We start from the raw sequence: 21469 nt of genomic DNA, 5'->3' as shown, positions 1-21469 counted from the left end.
GTTATAAAAATGATACATTTTACAGCAGATAAGCCTCTACTGACTACTATTTTTAACCCCAGCATATACATAGGTTCTATTTCTAGGACACTCTTTTTCCGTTACTACCCTAAAATAAAAGCGATGCTCCCGCCCATCCTTAGTATTTTCCTTGTTTAAGACAAAGTAGTTCTTCTGATTCATCGCCATAGTTCGTAGGATGTCATCAATCAAGAAAGTCAAGGGCACATTCATGGCAGAATATTTTTGGAAATCCTCTTCGAAACGAATATAGTTATCTGAAAAATAATCCATCTGTAGTTTGTTTTCATACAGCTCTTTTCTAGTCATACACTCCCTCCTCCCACAGCCGAATTTCTAGGATATCTGCAACCTCTATCAACCTATATCCCTCGTTTGTCCTAATAGATAGAGTCTGATGTGATAATTCTCTCACCTCACCGATGATCGTGGTTTTCTGATTCTTTTCCTTGACCACAAAACTTCCCTTCAGTTGGCCAACATAAAGCTGAGAAAGCAAGTGTAGCTTCTCAACTGGGTCCAAATCTATCGAAAAATCAACACGGTTTTTTTCTTCACTGAGCGAACTAGTGTGTTCTGAGAGGTAAAATCCCATCCACTTCTGCATACCTGGATCTTGATAATCTCGCGCGGATTGAAAGGGTAAATAAGAACGATCAATCATTTTAATCCATCTAATCCTCCAGCAGAATGTCCCCCAATCAGCTTGCTTCTGGCAAGACTCCTAGAGGCTTCTTCCAGTGCATTGGCTTTTAAGAGTGAAGTGAAACCAAATTGTTCCCGAATAGAGTCAATAGCCGTCTGGAGCCTTTCATCTTTTTCTAACTTGTCAACATCATCAAAGAGAGAGATCAAGCCGAAGGACTCGTCCACAAATCCTGCATAGTTTACTCCGACACTTCTGACCGCTCCTGAAGTATATTTGTTATGAAATAACTTCAAAACATAATCCGTTAAGACAGATGTATTATTGGTAGGCTCGACCTTCATTTGTGTGTGAATAGACGGCCTGACCTCCTGTTTAGAGAAACCAAGATAGATAGAAACAAGAGTTGTTTTCTTACCCGCCCTTCTTAGTCTAATAGCTACCTGCTCAGCCATTTCCCGGAGAATAATTTCAATATCTCGTAGCTTCACGTAATCTTTCGGCAAAATTTGAGAATTCCCCAAGCCCTTGGATTTGGCTTTATAGGGCTTATGAACATTACTTTCATCAATCCCGTTAGCATGAAACCACAAACGAAGACCAGCCTGACCCAGAACTTTCTTTAGCTGGTCGGGATTGCTGGTTGCCAATTCCTTGATGGAAAAAATCCCCAGAGCATGCAAGCGTTTCTCCATTCGCCTGCCAATCCCCCAAAAGTCTGTCATCTTGGGAATGGACCAGACCTTCTCTTCCACATCCTGGTAAGACCAGTTGGCCCTCATGGTCGGAGTGTGCTTGGCCTCATTATCCAGAGCCAACTTGGCCAGTAAAGGATTGGCATTTGACATGCCCACTGTAGAGTAGATCCCTGTCTGCCTCCAAATATCCCTCTGAATACGAGCAGAAAGCAGATCCAACTTGTCTTTACGGGATAGACTCTTATCTGGGATGAAATAGTTAAGCGAACTAGTCAAGTCAATAAAGCCCTCATCAATCGAGTAGGGATAAATATCATCTGGGCTGCCATAGTTTTGAAAGATTCGCTGGATTTTCATATTGACTGCGATGTATTCATCCATCCTAGGAGGCACAATCAAGGTCACCTGAGCCCAATCTTCGATGTAGCGAATATAGTCTGAGTCGGTCGGCAACCCTTGCTTTCGAGCATTGTAATAGGAAAATTTACGTGTTTTGATGTCAAAAGGCAAATCATAGGCCCGACCAACATTTGACTTGCCAAAAATCTTCTTAAACAAGGGAGAAGAGGCAAGGATAAGACCGGTCGAATTATCCGCGCGACTCATGACACAAAGTGAGGTCTTCAGCGGATGCAAGCCCCTTTTCACACACTCAACACTGGCATAAAAGGATTTCATATCGACAAAGGCAATGTCACTTTTGGGCTCTCTGGAATAATCAAAATAGCCCATAGGCTAGCCCTCCATTGGCACAAAGTTCCCAACAATAATCCCCACAATCCGAGGATCTTCCTCATAGGAGATAAAAATATCCTTGTATTTAGGATTGATAGAGACCAGACGCAAGCCATCTTCCTCTCGATAGACCCGTTTGATATAGGTCTGGTTGTTGCAAACCACTGCATAGACCGCCCCATCATAGTCAAATCCTGTCTCTCGAATCAGTGCCACTGAACCATTTTGATATTTAGGTTCCATAGAGTCCCCAGATACCCAGGATGCAAAATCATGGGCCAACTCCTCATTAAAGTAAACCGTATCAAAATTCTGATCATCGTAGACCGAAGCTCCGATTCCCGCAGACATGCGTTCGTAGACACGGTACTCGTAGAGACGCTCTGGCATAGATGTCACTTTCTGAGCCTGTTCCTCTTGAACCAGGTTGCGAGCATAGAGAACAACCTTCTCCTTCCCTTGCTTGGAGAGGCTATGGTAGAGACGGACAATCTCGATCTGAGTAAAATATCCTTTTGGTACTTTTAAAATATTCTCTAGCTGGAACACCTTCTCCTTGGACGGTTCCTTGACTCCACGTTCCCAAGCCGAGTAAGCCTGAAAACTAATCCCAAGTTGCTCTGCAATTTCCTTCTGTGTCAGTTTTAACTCTTTCCTCCGAGCCTTTAATTTTTCTGGCTGATACATACTTCACCTCCTATTATGATACTTTAATGGACATTATCTCCCTTAGAAAGACTAATCGATGCTTGAATCCAGATTTTTAAAACTCAACCAATATGGTTTAGTTTTATTATATAAAAAAAGTAGACAAATGTCCACTAGGAAAAGCAGAAACATCGTGAGTTTTATACTCAATGAAAATCAAAGAGCAAACTAGGAAACTAGCCGCAAGCTGTACTTGAGTACGGCAAGGCGACGTTGACGCGGTTTGAAGAGATTCTCGAAGAGTATTAATCAAACTAAAAGGACTTAGCCCTGTACCATACAGAACTAAATCCCATGAATAAATAATTGATCTAACTTTTAAAATTCCTACAGAAATTCCAGTTTTTCTCTATTTGATACCAGACATTAGTTTTTCAATACGTGGAACGTAGAAGAGTAAGATAATACCGAATACAATCGTAATTCCTCCAACAATTCCATAGTAAGCCACTTCAGTTTCGCTTGTATAAAATTTTACAATTTGAGCATTGATAGCTTGGGCAGCTGCATTACTCAAGAACCAGATAGACATCATTTGTGCTTGGAAGGATTTTGGTGCTAGCTTAGTAGTGACTGATAGACCAATAGGCGAAATCAGCATTTCCCCTACAATCACAATAGCCCAACTCATAATCAACCAGAGAGGACTGACCTTAACATCTGTCCCAAAGAGCATCCCTGGTAACATCATCCACAAGAAGGATAAACCTGCAGCAAATAAACCGTAAGCAAATTTCTTAGCAGAGGATGGTTGCTTTTTACCCATTTTCCCCCACAACCACGCAAAAATCGGCACATAAATCATGATGAAAAGTGGATTGATACTTTGGAAAAAACTAGATGGGAACTGAATCTGATTTCCAAATGCATTAAAGTAAAGTCGAGTCTGATCATCCGCAAATAGAGCAAGAACAACAGAACCCTGCTCCTCAATAGACCAGAAAAGTACTCCGGCGATAAATAGAGGAATGTAGGCAAATACTCGGGATCTCTCAGTAGCAGTTATTTTCTGACTAGATAAAATTTTGAAGAAATAGTAGATTGGAATGATTACCGCAATCACTGTAAAGATATTAACAATCATATCCACGTTAAATTGGTGAGTAAAGACTAAACCTAGAACCACCAGAATAACCATGACAAGTGTAATCAGCAAGCGTTTAATCAAGGTCTGCTGCTCCTTCTGTGAAAGTGGATCAGTGGGGTAAAGACTTGATTCAGGCAGGTATTTCTTCCCATCTAAAACATATTTCACCAGACCAAAGAACATCCCAATGGCAGCTAATGAGAAACCTAGATGGAAATTGACTTCCTGACCTAGATAACCCACTAGATAAGGGGCAACGAAGGCACCTAAGTTAATACCAAAGACAAAGATACTAAATCCTGCATCCCGTCTATCATCCTCTTTCTCATAAATTCCCCCAACCATATCTGAGATATTGGGTTTTAAAAATCCAGTACCAAAGATAATCAAGGCAATAGAAAGATAGAGAGCCACTTGTCCAAAAGGTGTTGCCAAAGCAATATGCCCTAGCATAATCAGAATCCCACCGTAAAAGACGGTCTTACGGCTTCCTAAAATACGGTCACTGACAAAACCACCGACAACCGAAGACAAAAATACCAGCGAGCCATAAATCGCCATAACCGATGCAGCTGTGGTCTTATCCATTCCCAATCCACCATCTTGCACACTATAGTACATATAGTAAAGTAGGATAGCTCGCATCCCATAGTAAGAAAAGCGTTCCCACATTTCTGTAAAGAAGAGGGTGGACAAGCCCATAGGATGTCCAAAAAATGTTTTCTGTTTTTCCATATATATTCTCCTTTGAAACATAATAAATCATTTTACAGAATTTTCAAACGAATGTCAAACAAATTATGTTTTTTTAGAAAATTTTCTGAAAAATCTATTTAGATAAGTTCCTACTTTATCCTCAATTAAAAAATATCAGATAGAGATCTAATTACTGATTTAGCAAATTAGTGGCATGCTTATCTATAAAATTATATTATCTAACATCAGTGTTCCATTTTTGAATACATTCAAAAGCAAAAAGGGCTAAGTATGAACTCTTGATTTTTATCAAAAAGAAAAGGCGCTAGGACTGAGGAAACAGTTCTAACACCAAAACTAAAAAAATTTCAATTGCAGCATAGCACAGGAAGTGTTTTTTTGCGCTTTTTTACTGTCTTTTTCAAATAAAAGGAAAGGACGAAATGTGTCCTTTCTCAAGCTTAGCTTTTCTTCACCCCACTACAGTTGACAAAGAGCCACTTATCCTCTCCAGTAAACAAAAAACATCCCTATGCCAAACTTGTAATTACTAAAATACAAGTCAATAAGCATAGAGATGTAAAACTGTTACACATTAAATAATAGAAATTGTGTACGAAATGTCTCAATTAGTTTTCGCTAGTAAATATCATTTCCAACAAACGCCCTCTCAATTCCTTATCCTGATGATGCAAGATATTCATTAACTCATGAGAGTTTTTCGCATTGATGGATTGATTTAACAATCTATCTTTTAATTCATATGGAAGAGAAGCCGTCTTTAGTAGTCTAAAAACTTCATCATTTAGATATGGCATTTTATTTTCTTTGCATTCAAATCTAGCTGTATCATTCTTATTTGGCAATTCAATGATAGACACATTCGTTCCTTTAAAATGAATTCTATGCCTTCTATTGCTTGGAACGATACTAGAATCTCCTTGCAATGCTAACTCTACCATTCCCATTTCCCAATCAATTGATAATCTTGTTTTATATCTTTGACCATTTTGGTCTTCAATCATTTCAAAAGAATGTTGTTTGCCTGGGAATACATACCAATCTACAACTTCAGGTAAATCAACACCCATATCTATCTCAGAACCAACCAAGGGAATGATTGCACCACTTTTTGCAAACACAGGTATCGTCGAAATGTCTCTATAAACACTCAACTTCACACCACCTGTATATTTTTTCTCTGAAAAGAAGTCATACCATTCACCTTCAGGGAACCATACATCTACTTTTGCAGATTGGAATGCCAAATCCATCTTTTCTACAACGGGAGCCACCATCAGTTCTGTTCCAAAAAAGTATTGGTTTGGAACATTATAGCTCTCATCATTCTCTGGGTAGAAATAGTACATTGGGCTGATTAATGGGGCGCCTTCCTCATGTGTCTTTACATTCATGGTGTATAGATATGGAATCATCTGATGTCTCAAACGAAGGTAATTCTTCATAATCTTAGATGTTGTTTCTGAAAAAAACCAAGGTTCTTTACTATTGAAAGGACTTCTAGAACTATGTAATCGAGTAATCGGACTAAAAACACCAAACTGTAGCCATCTAGTTTGTAGCTCTTCGTCATAATCCCCCAACATGTGTCCACCGATATCATGACTCCACCAACTATAACCGATATTAGATGCTGTCGCTGTAAAATAAGGTTGAAATCTTAAGGAATTCCAACTAATAATAGTGTCCCCTGAAAAACCAACAGGGTAGCGGTGACTACCAGGACCTGCATATCTTGATAAAATCAAGCCACCTTCTGAATGTTTACAACTATCCTGATAGTGATAATGGTTTAAAAGCCATAGTGGATCCAACATGCCTTGTGTCCCTTGTTGCCAGTCAATCCACCAAAAATCTACTCCTTGCTTTTCTAGCTCATAATGAACATCTTTAAAGTAGGCTTCCCTAAAGGATGGATTGAAAAAATCAAAAATGGCTGGTTCTTCTAGTTCTACATTTAATCCCAATCGTTTGGCGACTCGAGGATAAGCTTCCTCATAAGCCCGTATACCATCAGCAGGGTGGACATTTAAGGAGAGTTTTAACTTTCTATCATGAAGTTGTTGCAATAACTGTTCTGGATTTGGTATTAAGTTTCTATTCCAACTATAGCCTGTCCAACCACTTCCAAAACGAGTTGGAATGTCAGTTATATGCCAATCCATATCTAAAACACCGATAGATAATGGAATTTTCTCTGTTTTAAATCTGTCTATTAAATTCAAGTATTCATCCGACGTATAAGGCCAATACCTACTCCACCAATTGCCTAAAGCATATCTTGGCAACAAGGGTGTTGAACCAGTCAAATGGTAAAAGTCTCTGATTGCTCCTCTATAATCATGCCCATAGGCAAAGAAATAGAGGTCAATTTGATTTTCTCTCTCAATATAACCAGATTGTTCATCCCAAATAAATCCTTGAGAATCATCCAGTAAGGCAATGCCATTTCGACTAATAATTCCATCTTCTAATGGGATTGCGCCGTCTGCCTTATCAAGAGTCCGAGCTGTTCCTTTTAACGTTTCAATAGATTCACCAAAATACCAGCGACTACCATATACGGCAAAATTTCCTTTTAATTCTATAAATAAATTTTCGGCGTTAAATTCTCCTTTATTAAAGTGCAAATGAAAATAGTCCGTCATAATATCTAGTACGTTTGATGTCTCGATATAATCTAACGAAACTTGGCCAAAATCTCTATTATAGATAAGTTGTGTCGTTCTATCCTCAAAACTTCCAGTTTGAGAGTATTCTAACCTTACTAACTTGTCTGTTAATACAGAGATTCGATAAAACTCTCCCTTAAAAATTTTCAATTTGTTTCCCTCCTCTTATTAAATCTCTTTACTTTATCAAACATTTTATTCGTTACCATTACATTCATCAATCCACAAAAAGCAAATCCTCCAAATGTAAATACGTAAATAGCTGTTAAAACTCGTTCTGGACTACTAAAACTCATATACAGTACAGAAATATTAAATAAAACCAAAATGATAGCTTGCATTGGATTTAAAATACAAATTAATACGCTATTTACAATACTATTTTTTAGATTATCTTTAAATAGACCAATATAGGGAAAAACAACACTCATAAAAAGTATTATAACAAATAAAAAGGGCAACACTAACAATAAACTATACTCTGAAAATAAACTTGAATAGCCCCAAAGACAATAGTTCACATATAAAAGTAATTCTATTAGGAGGATAAACAACCAAATAAAAGTTGATTGTTTAAAATTTTGTCTAAAGATCCGAAAATAATGATAAGTAATATCGGTATCTTTACCTTTTAAAATACGATACCACATTGTCGTAAGAGAAGTTAGTGATGCCCCAATTGTAACTATTGGAATACAACTAACAATAAATAGAGTATTTAAAATAATTAAATCTGTCAAAAAAGTTAAAATTCTAACCACTTTTCCATCTAATGAAAATAATTTTTGCATAATATATTCCCCATGAAATCAATCGTCTTAACTCTATATTTTAGAATGTCAGTTGCACAAAAATATTACCTAAATTATTTAAAAAACATTTCCAAATTTCTTTAAAAATTAGAATAAAGGAAGCGAGATAATTTGATGTTATCAGTCTCGCTTCCTGTAATTAGCTAGTCCCTTGTTTATACAACCAAGAGTTCATATAAAGTATTACTCTTTTACTTCTTTTTGGTAACGATTATATGCTTCCTGTTGAATCTTCATAAATTCGTCCAATCCCATATTCTTAAGAGTTTCTTTGTATGAGTCCCATTCTTTTTCTATGCCACCTTCAACTACCCATTTAGATGCTTGTTGTTTGACATAAGATTCAATACTCACATAGATTGATGATAATTTGTTAAGCTCTTCTTGTGAATAAATCACATTAGGGTAAGCTGGCAACGCAAATTGTTTCAAATCTTGGTCCATCTTCAATTTCAATCCATCACCTTGTGTTTGATCGATTTCTACGCGACTATTGATATCATCGCTTACGTATTTAGGTCCAAAATCTCGAAGTGAATTAATCCATGCATACTCATCGGCTGATTTACCATCTTTAGGAGGTAACACTTTAAACTTATCACCATTCTTTTCAGTAGCTATTCCAAATGATCCATAGAAATTCTGAATACTTGCTTCATCTGTATATAATTTATCCAACCATTTCAATAATTTAGCAGGGTTTTTGCTCTTATTTGTAATCAAAATTTCATTTCGACCATAGTTGTAATGATCTGGATCAGAAAAGACATATTGTTTACCATCCATACCTTTTAAAGCAGGTAGAGCAATATATTCACTTGAATGTAAGCCAAACGTTGCATCTGCTGTCCAACCACTAGAAACACCTACTCTAGATACTCCCTTATCCATACGTTTTGCTACACTCATAGAGGTATCTTCTGTAAAGATTTCCGGATCAATCAAACCTTTTTTATAAGATTCGTGCATTGCTGCAATCCCTTGTTTATAACTTTCTTCTGTACGAAGGTAGACTGGTTTTCCATCTTTTACAGACATTTCATATGTATTATCTGCCCCTAAACGATTATTGAACGGAAGAATATATGAGAATGTTGGATCAAAGTTTCCTGCTCCGAATGGAATTTCATCAGAAGCGTCTCCATTTCCGTTCGCATCTTTATCCTTAAATTCTTGTAGTACTTTTACTAAATCATCATAAGTTTCTGGAACCTTTAATCCTAAATTATCCAGCCACTTTTTATTAATAAATAGCTGATTAGCTACAGTAGGACGCATCGGTAATTTTTTAGGTAGACTGTAGATATGACCATCTGGTGAAGTAATCATAGCTTTAATCTTAGGTTCTTTCTCCATAGCCTTAGTTAAATTTGGCATGTTTTCTTTGATTAAATCTTCCAATGGAATAAATAAAGATTGGTTCTGAGCAATTTCTGAATCTGTAAAAGCATTTGAACCTAAAAATGCATCTGGTAAATCTCCACTAGCAACCAAAACAGATTTCTTATCTGCCCAATCTGCGGCTACAAGTGTATCCCATTTAACATCGATACCTGATTCCTTGGCAGAATCTGTTAGAAAACCTTTGTGATAATCTTCTCCCCAGTCAGACCAACGAACAGTTGTGATTTTATAAGAATCTTCTCCAGACTTATCGTCCTTATTCGCATTATTGGAATTTGCACAGGCTGTTAAGCCAGCAAGTGTAACGGTTCCTAAGAACAAATATGTAAATGATTTATTTTTCATGTTTTTCTCCTATTCCTTCAACGCGCCAATCATTACGCCTTGATTAAAATATTTTTGAACAAAGGGATATAGCAACATTATCGGAGCGGTTGAAATAACAATTGCTGCATATTTCATCATATCGGCTTTGATACGAAGATCTGATGCAACTTCTCCTGTTGCTTGCGATTGTAACATTTGATTACTAATTAGTAAACGTCGTAAAATTAATTGCAATGGTTGTAAATTTTCATTCGTTAAATAAATTAAAGCATTAAACCACGAATTCCAAATACCAACTGCAGTCCAAAGTCCAATAACTGCTATAATAGCTTTTGATAAAGGAACGACTATCTTAATAAAATAACGAATTGTACCACAGCCATCAATTTGCGCAGCCTCCCACATCCCATCTGGAATACTATTATTAAAGAAAGTTCTAGCAACAATAATATTGTATGATGAAACTGCAAAAGGTATTACCATTACCCAAAATGTATCAATTAGGCCAACATTCTTTACTGTTAAGTAGGTAGGAATCAAACCACCTGATACAAACATAGGGATTATGTATAGAATGCTCATCCACTTTCTACCAACTAATTCTTTTCTAGATAAAGCATAACCAGCTGGAATATTGACTACTAAAGCAACTAAGGTACCAACAACAGTATATAAAATGGTATTTAGATAGCTACGCAAAAATAAAGGTTGTTGAATAAGACGTAAATATCCATCTAATTTCCATTCTCTAGGAATAAACCATACCTTCCCATTTGCAACATCTGAAGGATTACTAAAAGATGCAATCACTACAAACCATAACGGATAAACAATTAACAGGATAAGGAAAATTGCTAAACCATAGGTAACTATATCAAATAATAATTCAGAGTTCGTTTTTCTTGATTTATGAAACCATTTCACCTTGAGCACTCCTTCCTTTAAAAAAGACCCGTTCTGGTATATCTTTTTGAGAACCAGTTAACAGATAACAAAATTATTAGATTAACTACCGTGTTAAATAACCCTATAGCTGTCGAATAACTATACTGAAAGTTCACCATACCAACTTTATAAACATAGGTCGAAATTATCTCACTTCCTGCTAAATTAAGAGGATTCTGTAGTAGTAACACTTTCTCAAAACCTACACTTAATAAACTACCTGCTCTTAATATTAATAGAATCATAGCAGTCGGCAAAAGCAATGGTAATTCTATATGCCGAATTTTTTGTAATCTAGAAGCGCCATCCATAGTTGCAGCCTCATAATATGTAGGATCAATTGCAGAAAGCGCTGCCAGATAAATAATACTATCCCAACCAATATGTTGCCATACATCACTCCAAACATAAACACCTGCAAAACTAGTAGGTTTTGATAAAAAATCTGGAATAGTAATTCCAACAGACTTAAATACATTTGCTAACAAACCACTAGTAGGAGATAAAAATAAGATAATCATCCCACACATAACCATTGTAGAGATAAAATGAGGTAAGTAAGTTGTCACTTGAAATATTTTTCTAAATTTCCCAACTCTTAACTGATTACTGATTATAGCTAGTATAATAGGCAAGGGGAATCCTACTACAATACTATAAAGTGAAATTTTTAATGTATTGAACATAGTTGTCCCGAATTGGAATGATGAGAAAAATTGAGTAAAGTACTTAAATCCTACCCACTGACTAGCAAAGATACCATTGGCTGGTGAATAGTCTTTAAATGCAATAATTAGTCCCAACATGGGAATATAGGAAAATAAAATTAATAGCAATATTGAAGGAAAAAGTAATATATATAACGGAATACTATGCTTTAATTTTATTTTATGAAGTTGAGATGCTACTTTCATGTTTTTCCTCCCATCTGATTTTCTACGATTATTTTACACCATATAGAATTCCCTTAATAGAACTTTTTGGACTAGGTTTATCAATTTTTCAGTTTTTTAATTTTAAAAACTATTACTTTTCCGACATCTTGATAAAACATATCTGTTTTGTTACATGATATCATATTTTCAAAGTGCTATAATTTTAATAGGAGAATAGTATATGAAATTAAATCACGACTTATCAAAAAAACATTCCATTCATTTTTTCTTTAAACTCCTACTTGTACTACTATTGATAAATATTTTAATCAATATTGCTATGAGTAACATAACCAGAAATTTTATTAAAAACCAAAATATAGTACACCTACGTAGTTCAATTGAAATTTATGCTGACTCTGTTAATGAAAAATTGCATTCTGTAGAACGCTTTATGTACTCAACAATAACGCATAATGAATCTTTAGAGAAATTAAATCATGTACAAACGTTTCTTGAGTATCAAGAAAATCTTAAAAAAGTTCAAACTAGCTTTACAGAGTTTGAATATCAAAATGAAACTCATATGACATTCTTATTAGAAACCGATAGTACTGATCATTTTATAAATGTCTCCAATCTTTATATTCCATATGAAGATTATCTACTATTAAAATCAAATCTAAAATCATTGCGTAGTGATATAAGTGACCGTAAATGGAAAAATGTAACTACTAAAAACAGCGAATACTTAGTTAAATCTGTTCATTACGAAGGAAAAATCATTTATGCCGTCATATCTTCAGAAGATATCCTAAAACCTCTAAGCAAACTTAATATTGGAAATAATGGTAAACTTTCCCTAAAAGAGCCTAACAATATTCCCTCCGAAAACTACCTAATTCATGCTCAGAATGAAAAAACGCATTTACCTTTCGATATTTATGTTTTAGTCGATTATGCCGAAGTCTTTAGAAATATCACACTCTTAGAAGTATTTTTATCAGCTGTTCCTATCATTATCACCATTTTATCAATCATCATTATCCTGTATATTCGTCAGTGGATGATTAAACCTATAACAAGACTCACTGAACGACTCTCTCAACTCGGAGACTCCATCCCCCCTTCTGAATTTTTTATATCTGAAGGTATACTAGAAATTGATAAGGCAAATGATAAACTTAATAAAGTAATATTTGATATGCAAGAATTAAAAATACGGGAATACCATTCACAACTAGAACTTAAGAAGATTGAGCTTAATTATCTTAAGAACCAAATTCGTCCGCATTTCTACTTAAATATGTTATCAATGATTCATAGTATGCTTCAAACAAAAAACTACAAGGAAATTGAAGAATTAACTATCCTAACTTCAAATTATCTCCGTCATTTATTTATGGCTAATCAAGATTTTTCAGAACTTAAAGATGAAGTTCAGCATATTAAAGATTATTTAGAAATACAACGAATTCGATATGGAAATAGCATCTACTTTTCACTAAACTACAATGATGACCTACAAAATACTCTTGTCCCATCATTACTTTTACAAACATTTATTGAAAACACAATCAAACACGGTTTTTCATTTCAGGATTTATTTACAATTTTATTATCAATAAAAAAAGTACAAACTGAGGACTCAGATTACATTCATATTTGTATCGAGGATAATGGTCCAGGTTTCTCTGAAGAAATTTTATCAAAACTAAATCAGAAACAGTCTCTAATAACAGAAGATGGACATCATATTGGGATCACAAACACCATCGAACGTTTAAATCTTCTCTATCCTAATGACTATAGTATTGCATTTGAAAATAATGAAGAAGGTGGGGCTAAAATTCTTTTACTTATTCCATACAAGATTATAGACGGAGGTTATAATGAACATCTTATTAGTTGATGACGATCGCTTTATCATTGAGGCTTTACGAGAGAAAATAAATTGGGATAAACTACACATTGACATTGTTTATGTTGCCTATAGCCTCACTCAAGCTCAAAATATTATTAGAGAGAATCCTATTGATCTCATGATAAGCGATATAGAAATGCCTCAAGGTAGTGGCCTCGAACTCTTATCGTGGATTAGAAATGAAAAATATGATATAAAAACAATTTTTTTAACCAATTACGCCGACTTCAACTATGCTCAAAAAGCAATTGAATTGCAAAGCTTTGAATACTATCTAAAACCCATTAACTTTGAAAAATTAGAATTTATTATTCAAAAAGCCATTAGTAAAATTGAGAATCATAACTTAAACGGAAAAAATGATGCACTTTTACAAATAGAAGATAACTTCTGGTATGATTACCTTAGAAAACCTCAAATTTCTCGCATTGATGAGCTAGAAAATATAGCAAGCAAACAAGATTTTATTCTTCAAAAACACCAGTATTTTTTTCTTGCAGTTTTAACAATCAATCTTAATGAAGAAGATTATTCTGCAGAAACTCCATCATGGACTTCTCAACTAAAAAGAGAACTTCAAAGAATTTCACAACCTTCTTATAAGCTGATAAGTCTATTCAAGATGGAAAGCCAGGTTGATCAATATGTTTGTCTCTTTAGAGTAGACTCATCCAAACGTAGCGACAAATTGGCATATGAGATTCATTCTCAAATTTCTAATAACTTTAGTAAATACTCAAACATTATATATAAGAGTTGCCATAAAATATCCGATATTTTATTTCATACCAAAGAACTCTACACTTATAATGAACAATATGTTTCTTATTGGAATACTATTACATGTGTTCCACATAGTTTTCCAACTTCCTTTAAAACAGAAACTCTTTCAATTACTTTTTTAGATAGCTTAAGTGAATACGAATTAAGAGAAAAAATTAATTCACTTGCTTATAATTCTCAAATTCCTACTTTCACACTACAACAAATTTTACTAGATTGGACTCAACAAATAGGAATATATCTAGATCAAAATGGAATTTCAGCTCATAAATTATTCCAAAACAGCACTCATGATTTCCTATTCCAACGACGCTTTCATTCAATTGAATCTTTCCAGGATTACTTTGATTATTACTGGTCACATGCTAAGAAATTTGCAACAAACATTGAAAACCAAAAAAATAGTATTCAACGCATCGTCGAATACATAGATCATCACTACTATGAAGATATAAATCGTTCTATATTAGCAGATATGGTTTATCTCAGCGCAGATCATTTAGCTAGAATTTTTAAAAAAGAAACTGGAGAAACTCTTGTTAAATATATAACGGATAAGCGCATTAATGCTGCTAAATCTCTCCTATCTCAAACAAATATCTCGATATCACAAGTGTCTTGTCAAGTAGGGTATGATAATTATTCTTACTTTACTAAAATTTTTAAACAAAGAACTGGACTTTCTCCTGGAGATTACCGTAAAACTTATCAAAACAAAATGTAAGCAATCTAAATCATTGAAATGATAAGTAAAATTCAAGGTCTGTAGTAATTTTTGAAATTCTACAGTTTTTCCAAAGATAGCTCCATAAACTTATTTGAAATTGCTGATAAGGTAACTTCTTAAAAAGTCAGTTTGAGAAAAACAGCCAGCAAATATTTCTAGGATAAAACGTATACTATCAAGTTTTTTATTCCTGATAGTATGCGCTTTTTATTTGAATACTTGCTACAAAACCTCACAAGATTTACTATCATGCCATACCAAAATGGACTATTTTTTGATTATAGAAAAAGATTATTTTTAAATGTTTAGAAATAATAAAATAAATTCCAATTTATTTCTAAATATTTGAAAATAATGTCTATTTGTATTATACTATCTTTGAGGTATCTATTATGAACTATATTAAAAGACCACATTATTTAGATTTTTTAAGAAGACATCGTGACCGACAAATCATCAAAGTTGTGAGTGGAGTTAGACGAGCTGGTAAATCTGTTCTCTTTCAACTCTATAAAGAGGAGTTACTAGCAACTGGGGTAGACGAGGATCAAATCATATCCATCAATTTTGAGGATCTGAGTTACTATGACCTCCGACATTTTCAAACATTATACGCTTATATAAAAGATCAATTAGTTAGCGAGAAAACATACTATATCTTTTTAGATGAAATTCAACATGTTGAGAAATTTGAACTGGTAGCAGATAGTCTATTCATCCTACCAAATGTTGACCTCTATTTGACTGGATCAAACGCCTACTTTATGAGCAGCCAATTAGCAACAAACTTGACTGGTCGGTATGTTGAGATAGAGGTTCTTCCTTTGTCATTTGAAGAATATCTATCAGGTCAATCTCTCACAGAAAATCTGAATACAACAGAAATTTTTAACAATTATCTCTTTAGTGCTTTCCCTTACTTATTGCAAACATCATCTTACGCTGAAAAAATTGATTATCTAAGAGGAATATATAACTCAATACTGTTAAATGATATTGTAACTAGATTAGGAAATCCAAATCCTACTATTATTGAACGCATTGTCCGAACCCTTCTCAGTAGTACAGGTAGCTTAATATCAACAAATAAGATTCGCAATACCCTGGTCAGCCAAAACGTTTCAATCTCCCATAATACTTTGGAAAATTATTTGACGACTTTGACAGATAGTTTGCTTTTTTATTCCGTTCCACGTTTTGATGTAAAAGGTAGAGCATTATTGCAACGCTTAGAAAAATATTATCCCGTTGATTTAGGTTTACGACATCTCTTATTACCAGACCACAAAGAAGACATTGGGCATATCTTGGAAAATATGGTATATTTAGAATTGAGACGTAGATATTCACAAGTATATGTTGGTAATTTAGATAAATATGAGGTTGATTTTGTTGTTGTAACTGATCTTGGTCACTACACTTATTATCAAGTCAGTGAAACAACACTTGCTCCAGAAACACTAGAAAGAGAACTTAGACCACTAGAAGCCATTAAAGATCAATTCCCCAAATATCTATTAACAATGGATACGATTCAGCCAACAGCCAATTACAATGGTATTGAGAAGAAAAATATCATAGATTGGTTACTAGAAAAGTAGATAGGCACTGAACACATAAATTGAAACATAATAAAACACTCCTGTTGAGATCTAGTGAAACTATGAACAGGAGTGTTTTATTATGACCTAAAAAGATTAACTAATATTAGACTAAAAATCAATGGTGGAAACTCTTGATTTTTAGACCAAAAAAGACATCCAAGAGAAAATTCTAGAATGTCTGTAAACGTTGATATAATCGTATTGATTAACGTTTTGAGAATTGTGATGCTTTACGAGCTTTTTTCAAGCCTTGTTTGACAAGGTTTTGTTTTAATTTATTTTAGTGTAGCATGATACCAACATCTTTTGACCTTCTATTACAATATTTAATAAAAAAATTGAATAAGTTGAACTAAAAAAGAGAAAGTTTCTCCTTCTGTTATTATCAATATCTTGCTTTTGGACTAGGAAGTTAAGTAGTTATGCGAAAACTGAGTCATAGGAATAAATCTTTTTCTAGTAATGTTTCGCAACTCTACTATAACGGATTTATTCCTTTTAGTGTTTACACAACTTATTTTACACTACCTCACTTTGTCATTCAAACTAAACATGGTATAATAGTTAAGATTTTTACACTACTCATTTCTGGGCAGAAGTGGGCAGTAAAATTTAAGAAACAGGGGCTAAACCCTTGGTATGAAAGGAATCTATAAAATATTATGATGAACATGCAAAACTTGTTCCAAGATTTTTTTAGACTTGTTAACGTCAGAAATATTGATTTAAAGCCTTTCTTGATTCCCAAAATTAAACTAAAATGACCTGAAATCATTTCAATAAGGCTAAAAATAGACTATGCAGTATCTTCTATATAATCAAAAATGCTTCACTTAATTAGTGAGGCATTTTTGATTAATATTCACTGTAAAGGTCTATTTATTTAACTCAAGAGACGATGATATTATTTTCAGAAAGATATTTTTCACACTTTTTAAACTGATTATAGTAATGTTGCAAATACACCGCTCCTTTATTTAATGCGTCTACCCTATCAATAACTTGAAGATCATAGTTTCCATTTTCATTTTTTAAATAAACAAGCAATAATAATTTATAAGAACCATCTACACCTTCGAATAAACAAAAAATAAAATGAGATTGATTTTCATTTGGATTATTCGAAATGAACGAACTGGGAGCAATACAATTATTATAATGTAGCCTGGCTGGATTGAAAAAATTACTATTTTCATTAAGATGGATATGAACTGCATTAAATGAAAAATAGTTATCATCTATTGTATCATTTTTTACATCATTATTTTTAATATAAGGTGTGAATATGTAAGTAGACTTTATGGTTCCTGAATTTTCATATATTCTTAGCTTAGGTACCTCAATCTTCTTTTCCTCACCGTTGAATACAGCTTTTACTTCTGACATCTCCTCTTTTTTATAGGAGATGGATAATTTAGCTCTTCTATCTTTTTTTAAAACATTAATTCTTTCTATATATACAGTAATAATACTGATAAGAAATGCCAAAAATGCAATCGGTTCACTTATGACTTGCTGATAAACATAAGAAACGATATCAATAAACATTTTAACAACTGTCACTTTAGATTGTCTTAATATGTAAACCAATAAACATATAGTTAACCAAAACCAAATCGTTTTATAAAAAGTTAGTTTTTTCAATTTTTTCATTTTAAATTCTCCACTCCATAATCTTTATCGTTCTCTAAAGTTATTATCCTAATCAGTTTGATTTACCATTTATTATGACCTCCAATAATTCATCCGCAACAACATCTTCAACGTACTTCCTTATCGCTCTAACATTAGGGAGGGTGTTTAGATGCGATTCAATACAAGCTAATATCTTGTCCTCATCTAGATATTCCTGATACCTTTCATCTATATATTCAGAGCTAATAATTTTTGAATACGTCAATTTTAAAATTTGCTTTTTCTCATCAATAGATAGTGGAGAAAATTTAACAAAACCATCAAATCGGCTCAATAATGCTATATCAATATTTTTTTCCATTTCTAAACGACTTTTAAAATTAGAAGTGCAAATAATAATTGAGTTACTTAAATCTACTTTATAATTTTGATCTTCATAAATGCCTTCATCAAACATTTGAAAGAAGGTGCTATGAAAAAATGCAGGAGCTAAAGCGAACTCATCAAGCAAAATAACATTAGATTCTCTGTTTAGTAATGTTTTAGAAAATGAGTCCTCGCTATGGTTTGTTGATTAAAAATATTTTACACTTGATTCACCACCAACCATCGACATTTGTTCTCTAATAATATTGTTATTTCCATACAGTGTAAATGATAGTTGTTTTACTGTTTCAGTTTTTCCTATTCCTGGTTCACCATAAAACATTAATACTAGTGGTTTCGCATTCGTACGCACCAACTGAGTAACCAATTTCCTTAATAAACTTTTCTTAGCTTTTTCTTGACCAACTATTTTTTCATTTAAATCTTCAGAAATCCTTTTAAGTTGCTCCTCACTAATTTTTGCAAAAGTACTTTGTTCAATATTTAAAAATTCTGATTTAACTTGTTGCTTTAATGAATTAAAGAATTTTTTAGGGGGATTATGAAGATATATTTCTTCAGTTCCTGAATCATTAAAAATTTTGATTAATAAATCAATATTTTCAAAAACTAGGCTCCCAGAAAGCGAGTAGGTATCCATTCTAAAAATACAATTCTTTTTATCTATTAGAGGTTTTATTATATCAATAATAGTAGAATCTTTAGTCCAATTTATAATAACCTCATTAAATGAAACATAGTTATCTAATTTTGCGACCCTTTCATTAAACTTTTGAACTGGCTCAAAAAAAATATTAAATCTTACCATTATACACCTGCCACTAGAACATCATATATCGGTATTTTCTCATTATTTTGTTCTTCATCAAAGTCAGCTCCTAATTGTGACTGTCTCTGGTTTGATAGTCTATCTATCATTGTATTAAAACTTAAATCAATTGAATCTACTTCTCCAACCTTAATTCCATAAAGTTTGACATCCATCTTGGTCAAGTCACTCAACGTATAATTATTACGTAGACCCGATATATTGAATCTGAAAACACTTTCATTACTCTCGGAACTAATTCCCTTAATTTCATAATATCCAGAAAGTCGGTCCAAAGTTCGTTCAATATTCTTTATTTCAATACCTTTAAAATTATTTTTATCATCATCTGTAATACTACTCATTTTAGTAATATCACTAATCATATCAAGAACAGGAGTGATGTTACGGTAAAAAGCGGGAGAGTCTTTCTCAATAAAAAGCTTAACATTATCTAAGCATTCCACTTTTGAAGAATTTTTATTGGTCACAAACTTTTTAAAATTACTTAGCAATGTAGAGGTAATTTGTGATTCTACTACACCGCTTCGTTGATATGAAGCATTGCCAGAGAGCCCTATCTTAAATCGAGTAAAGAAGTTCATACCAACCTTTCCCTCGGCATCTACTTCAACCATATTTTTGGAGACACGCTTTATGATATCAGATTGTATTCCATTTTGATGTAATTCTAAAAAGTCAAAAACGGCTTGCTCATCAAGATAAACAATTTTACCAGCAAAAAAATCAACCATTACTTCCTCCTTATTACTATATTCAGACTATTTGAATAATCCTATTATACCAAAACATCAACTATTACCAAAAAATTCTATTCTATATCCCTCAATTTAGTAAGAAAATCGAAAAAAGAACACCCCGAAAGGTGCTCTTTGGAAGTATAGTAATTCTTTCGAATTAACGTTTTGAGAATTGTGATGCTTTACGAGCTTTCTTAAGACCTGGTTTCTTACGTTCAACTTTACGTGAGTCACGTGTAAGAAGTCCTGCGCGTTTCAATGAATCGCGGAAGTCTGGGTCTACTTGAAGAAGGGCACGAGCGATACCGTGACGGATAGCTCCTGATTGACCTGCATATCCACCACCTACAACGTTAACGAAAACGTCGTATGAACCTACAGTTGAAGTAACTGCGAATGGTTGGTTGATTACAAGACGAAGGTCAGCGTGTGGGATGTACTCTTCAACATCTTTTTTGTTAACAGTGATTTTACCAGTTCCTGGAACAAGGCGAACGCGTGCAACAGCGTTTTTACGACGTCCAGTACCTGCATATTGTGCTTGTGACATACTTTATTGTTCCTTTCCTTAGATAAGTCCTGAAATGTCAAGAACTTCTGGTTGTTGTGCAGCGTGAGTGTGCTCAGCTCCAACAAATACTTTCAACTTCATACCTTGAGCGCGTCCAAGAGTATTGTGTGGAAGCATACCTTTAACTGATTTCTCGATCAAACGTACTGCATTTTTAGAACGAAGTTCACCTGCAGAGATTTGTTTCAATCCACCTGGGTGGTTTGAGTGAGTGTAGTAGATTTTATCAGTTGCTTTTTTACCAGTCAATTTAACTTTTTCAGCATTGATAACAATCACAAAGTCACCTGTATCAGTGTGTGGTGTAAATGTTGGTTTGTTTTTTCCGCGAAGTACGCTAGCAACTACTGCAGAAAGACGTCCAAGTGGTACATCAGTTGCGTCAACTACGTACCATTTACGTTCAACTTGGCCTGGTTTAGCCATAAATGTTGTTTTGTTCATGATTTCTCCTATATATAGTTCGATTTTTGTTTACGGTGATGGGTGTTCCTTCCCATCGAAAAGTATTTGGAAGGTTCCGGGGCCTTTCAAATGGGGTAAACAATACCGCCTACTATAATACCAAATTTCACCCCTAAAAGTCAATAGATATGAAAAATATTTTTCTGAATTCCACTCT

General features: G+C 33.8%; 18 protein-coding genes and 1 pseudogene. 3 read left to right on the top strand and 16 right to left on the bottom strand.

The features are described from left to right. Nucleotides 1-36: 36 nt before the first annotated feature. From NMM17_RS06550 to NMM17_RS06505, 10 genes are all read right to left on the bottom strand, one after another. The gene (locus tag NMM17_RS06550) at nucleotides 37-330 is read right to left on the bottom strand and encodes a DUF5960 family protein (RefSeq protein ID WP_254754081.1); all 294 of its coding nucleotides are present in this window, start codon (nucleotides 328-330) and stop codon (nucleotides 37-39) included. Continuing rightward, a complete protein-coding gene (locus NMM17_RS06545) occupies nucleotides 323-685 on the bottom strand; it encodes a hypothetical protein (RefSeq protein WP_254754080.1) in 363 nt (120 codons plus the stop codon). Before NMM17_RS06545 ends, NMM17_RS06550 begins: the two co-directional genes overlap by 8 nt. Next, nucleotides 682-2097 (bottom strand): Y-family DNA polymerase, encoded by a 1416-nt coding sequence (locus NMM17_RS06540; protein WP_254754079.1) that lies wholly within the window; start codon nucleotides 2095-2097, stop codon nucleotides 682-684. The genes NMM17_RS06545 and NMM17_RS06540 overlap by 4 nt, the downstream gene beginning before the upstream one ends. Before the next feature lie 3 nt (nucleotides 2098-2100). Beyond that, a complete protein-coding gene (locus tag NMM17_RS06535) occupies nucleotides 2101-2787 on the bottom strand; it encodes an XRE family transcriptional regulator (RefSeq protein ID WP_254754078.1) in 687 nt (228 codons plus the stop codon). 370 nt (nucleotides 2788-3157) lie between these two features. Further along, nucleotides 3158-4630: a peptide MFS transporter gene (locus tag NMM17_RS06530; protein ID WP_254754077.1), complete on the bottom strand. Its 1473-nt coding sequence runs from the start codon at nucleotides 4628-4630 to the stop codon at nucleotides 3158-3160. A 590-nt stretch (nucleotides 4631-5220) separates the two neighbouring features. Next, nucleotides 5221-7434, bottom strand: a complete 2214-nt coding sequence (locus tag NMM17_RS06525) for a glycoside hydrolase family 31 protein (RefSeq protein WP_254754076.1) — start codon at nucleotides 7432-7434, stop codon at nucleotides 5221-5223. Beyond that, on the bottom strand, nucleotides 7431-8075 hold the full coding sequence (locus tag NMM17_RS06520; protein WP_254754075.1) for a YesL family protein: 645 nt from the start codon (nucleotides 8073-8075) through the stop codon (nucleotides 7431-7433). Before NMM17_RS06520 ends, NMM17_RS06525 begins: the two co-directional genes overlap by 4 nt. A 204-nt stretch (nucleotides 8076-8279) precedes the next feature. Next, entirely contained in the window at nucleotides 8280-9845 is a 1566-nt protein-coding gene (locus NMM17_RS06515; protein ID WP_049521062.1) for an extracellular solute-binding protein, read from the bottom strand. Nucleotides 9846-9854: 9 nt separating this feature from the next. Then, entirely contained in the window at nucleotides 9855-10751 is an 897-nt protein-coding gene (locus tag NMM17_RS06510) for a carbohydrate ABC transporter permease (protein ID WP_000870790.1), read from the bottom strand. Between the two features lie 17 nt (nucleotides 10752-10768). Further along, complete coding sequence (locus NMM17_RS06505; protein ID WP_000861542.1) at nucleotides 10769-11686, bottom strand: sugar ABC transporter permease; 918 nt, start codon at nucleotides 11684-11686, stop codon at nucleotides 10769-10771. A 202-nt stretch (nucleotides 11687-11888) separates the two neighbouring features. On the opposite strand from NMM17_RS06505, the gene NMM17_RS06500 reads away from it, so the two are divergent. The 3 genes from NMM17_RS06500 to NMM17_RS06490 all read left to right on the top strand — a co-directional run bounded on the left by NMM17_RS06500 (nucleotide 11889) and on the right by NMM17_RS06490 (nucleotide 16682). Continuing rightward, a complete protein-coding gene (locus NMM17_RS06500) occupies nucleotides 11889-13559 on the top strand; it encodes a sensor histidine kinase (RefSeq protein ID WP_254754074.1) in 1671 nt (556 codons plus the stop codon). After that, on the top strand, nucleotides 13540-15078 hold the full coding sequence (locus NMM17_RS06495; protein WP_254754073.1) for a helix-turn-helix domain-containing protein: 1539 nt from the start codon (nucleotides 13540-13542) through the stop codon (nucleotides 15076-15078). Before NMM17_RS06500 ends, NMM17_RS06495 begins: the two co-directional genes overlap by 20 nt. Before the next feature lie 395 nt (nucleotides 15079-15473). Continuing rightward, nucleotides 15474-16682: an ATP-binding protein gene (locus tag NMM17_RS06490; protein WP_001106639.1), complete on the top strand. Its 1209-nt coding sequence runs from the start codon at nucleotides 15474-15476 to the stop codon at nucleotides 16680-16682. Between the two features lie 891 nt (nucleotides 16683-17573). Here NMM17_RS06490 and NMM17_RS06485 read toward each other — a convergent pair. The 6 genes and pseudogenes from NMM17_RS06485 to rplM all read right to left on the bottom strand — a co-directional run bounded on the left by NMM17_RS06485 (nucleotide 17574) and on the right by rplM (nucleotide 21291). After that, on the bottom strand, nucleotides 17574-18338 hold the full coding sequence (locus tag NMM17_RS06485; protein ID WP_254754072.1) for a hypothetical protein: 765 nt from the start codon (nucleotides 18336-18338) through the stop codon (nucleotides 17574-17576). Nucleotides 18339-18390: 52 nt separating this feature from the next. Further along, nucleotides 18391-18840, bottom strand: a pseudogene (locus NMM17_RS06480) (AAA family ATPase); the annotation flags it as partial. 54 nt (nucleotides 18841-18894) lie between these two features. Beyond that, a complete protein-coding gene (locus tag NMM17_RS06475; protein WP_254754070.1) occupies nucleotides 18895-19515 on the bottom strand; it encodes a hypothetical protein in 621 nt (206 codons plus the stop codon). Beyond that, nucleotides 19515-20270, bottom strand: coding sequence for a DUF6414 family protein (locus NMM17_RS06470; RefSeq protein ID WP_254754069.1), 756 nt, complete (start codon nucleotides 20268-20270; stop codon nucleotides 19515-19517). The genes NMM17_RS06475 and NMM17_RS06470 overlap by 1 nt, the downstream gene beginning before the upstream one ends. 163 nt (nucleotides 20271-20433) lie before the next feature. Next, nucleotides 20434-20826, bottom strand: a complete 393-nt coding sequence (gene rpsI, locus NMM17_RS06465; protein WP_000075973.1) for a 30S ribosomal protein S9 — start codon at nucleotides 20824-20826, stop codon at nucleotides 20434-20436. A gap of 18 nt (nucleotides 20827-20844) precedes the next feature. Then, nucleotides 20845-21291 carry a 50S ribosomal protein L13 gene (gene rplM / locus NMM17_RS06460; RefSeq protein ID WP_001044624.1) on the bottom strand — a complete coding sequence of 149 codons (447 nt, stop codon included), beginning with the start codon at nucleotides 21289-21291 and terminating at the stop codon, nucleotides 20845-20847. Between the last annotated feature and the right edge of the window lie 178 nt (nucleotides 21292-21469).

The sequence above is a fragment of the Streptococcus sp. CF7_Ac1-12 genome, from assembly GCF_024295905.1.
Lineage (GTDB): Bacteria > Bacillota > Bacilli > Lactobacillales > Streptococcaceae > Streptococcus > Streptococcus mitis_AP.
Note: the sequence above shows the minus strand (reverse complement) of the source record. Positions and strands in the feature narration are given on the sequence as shown.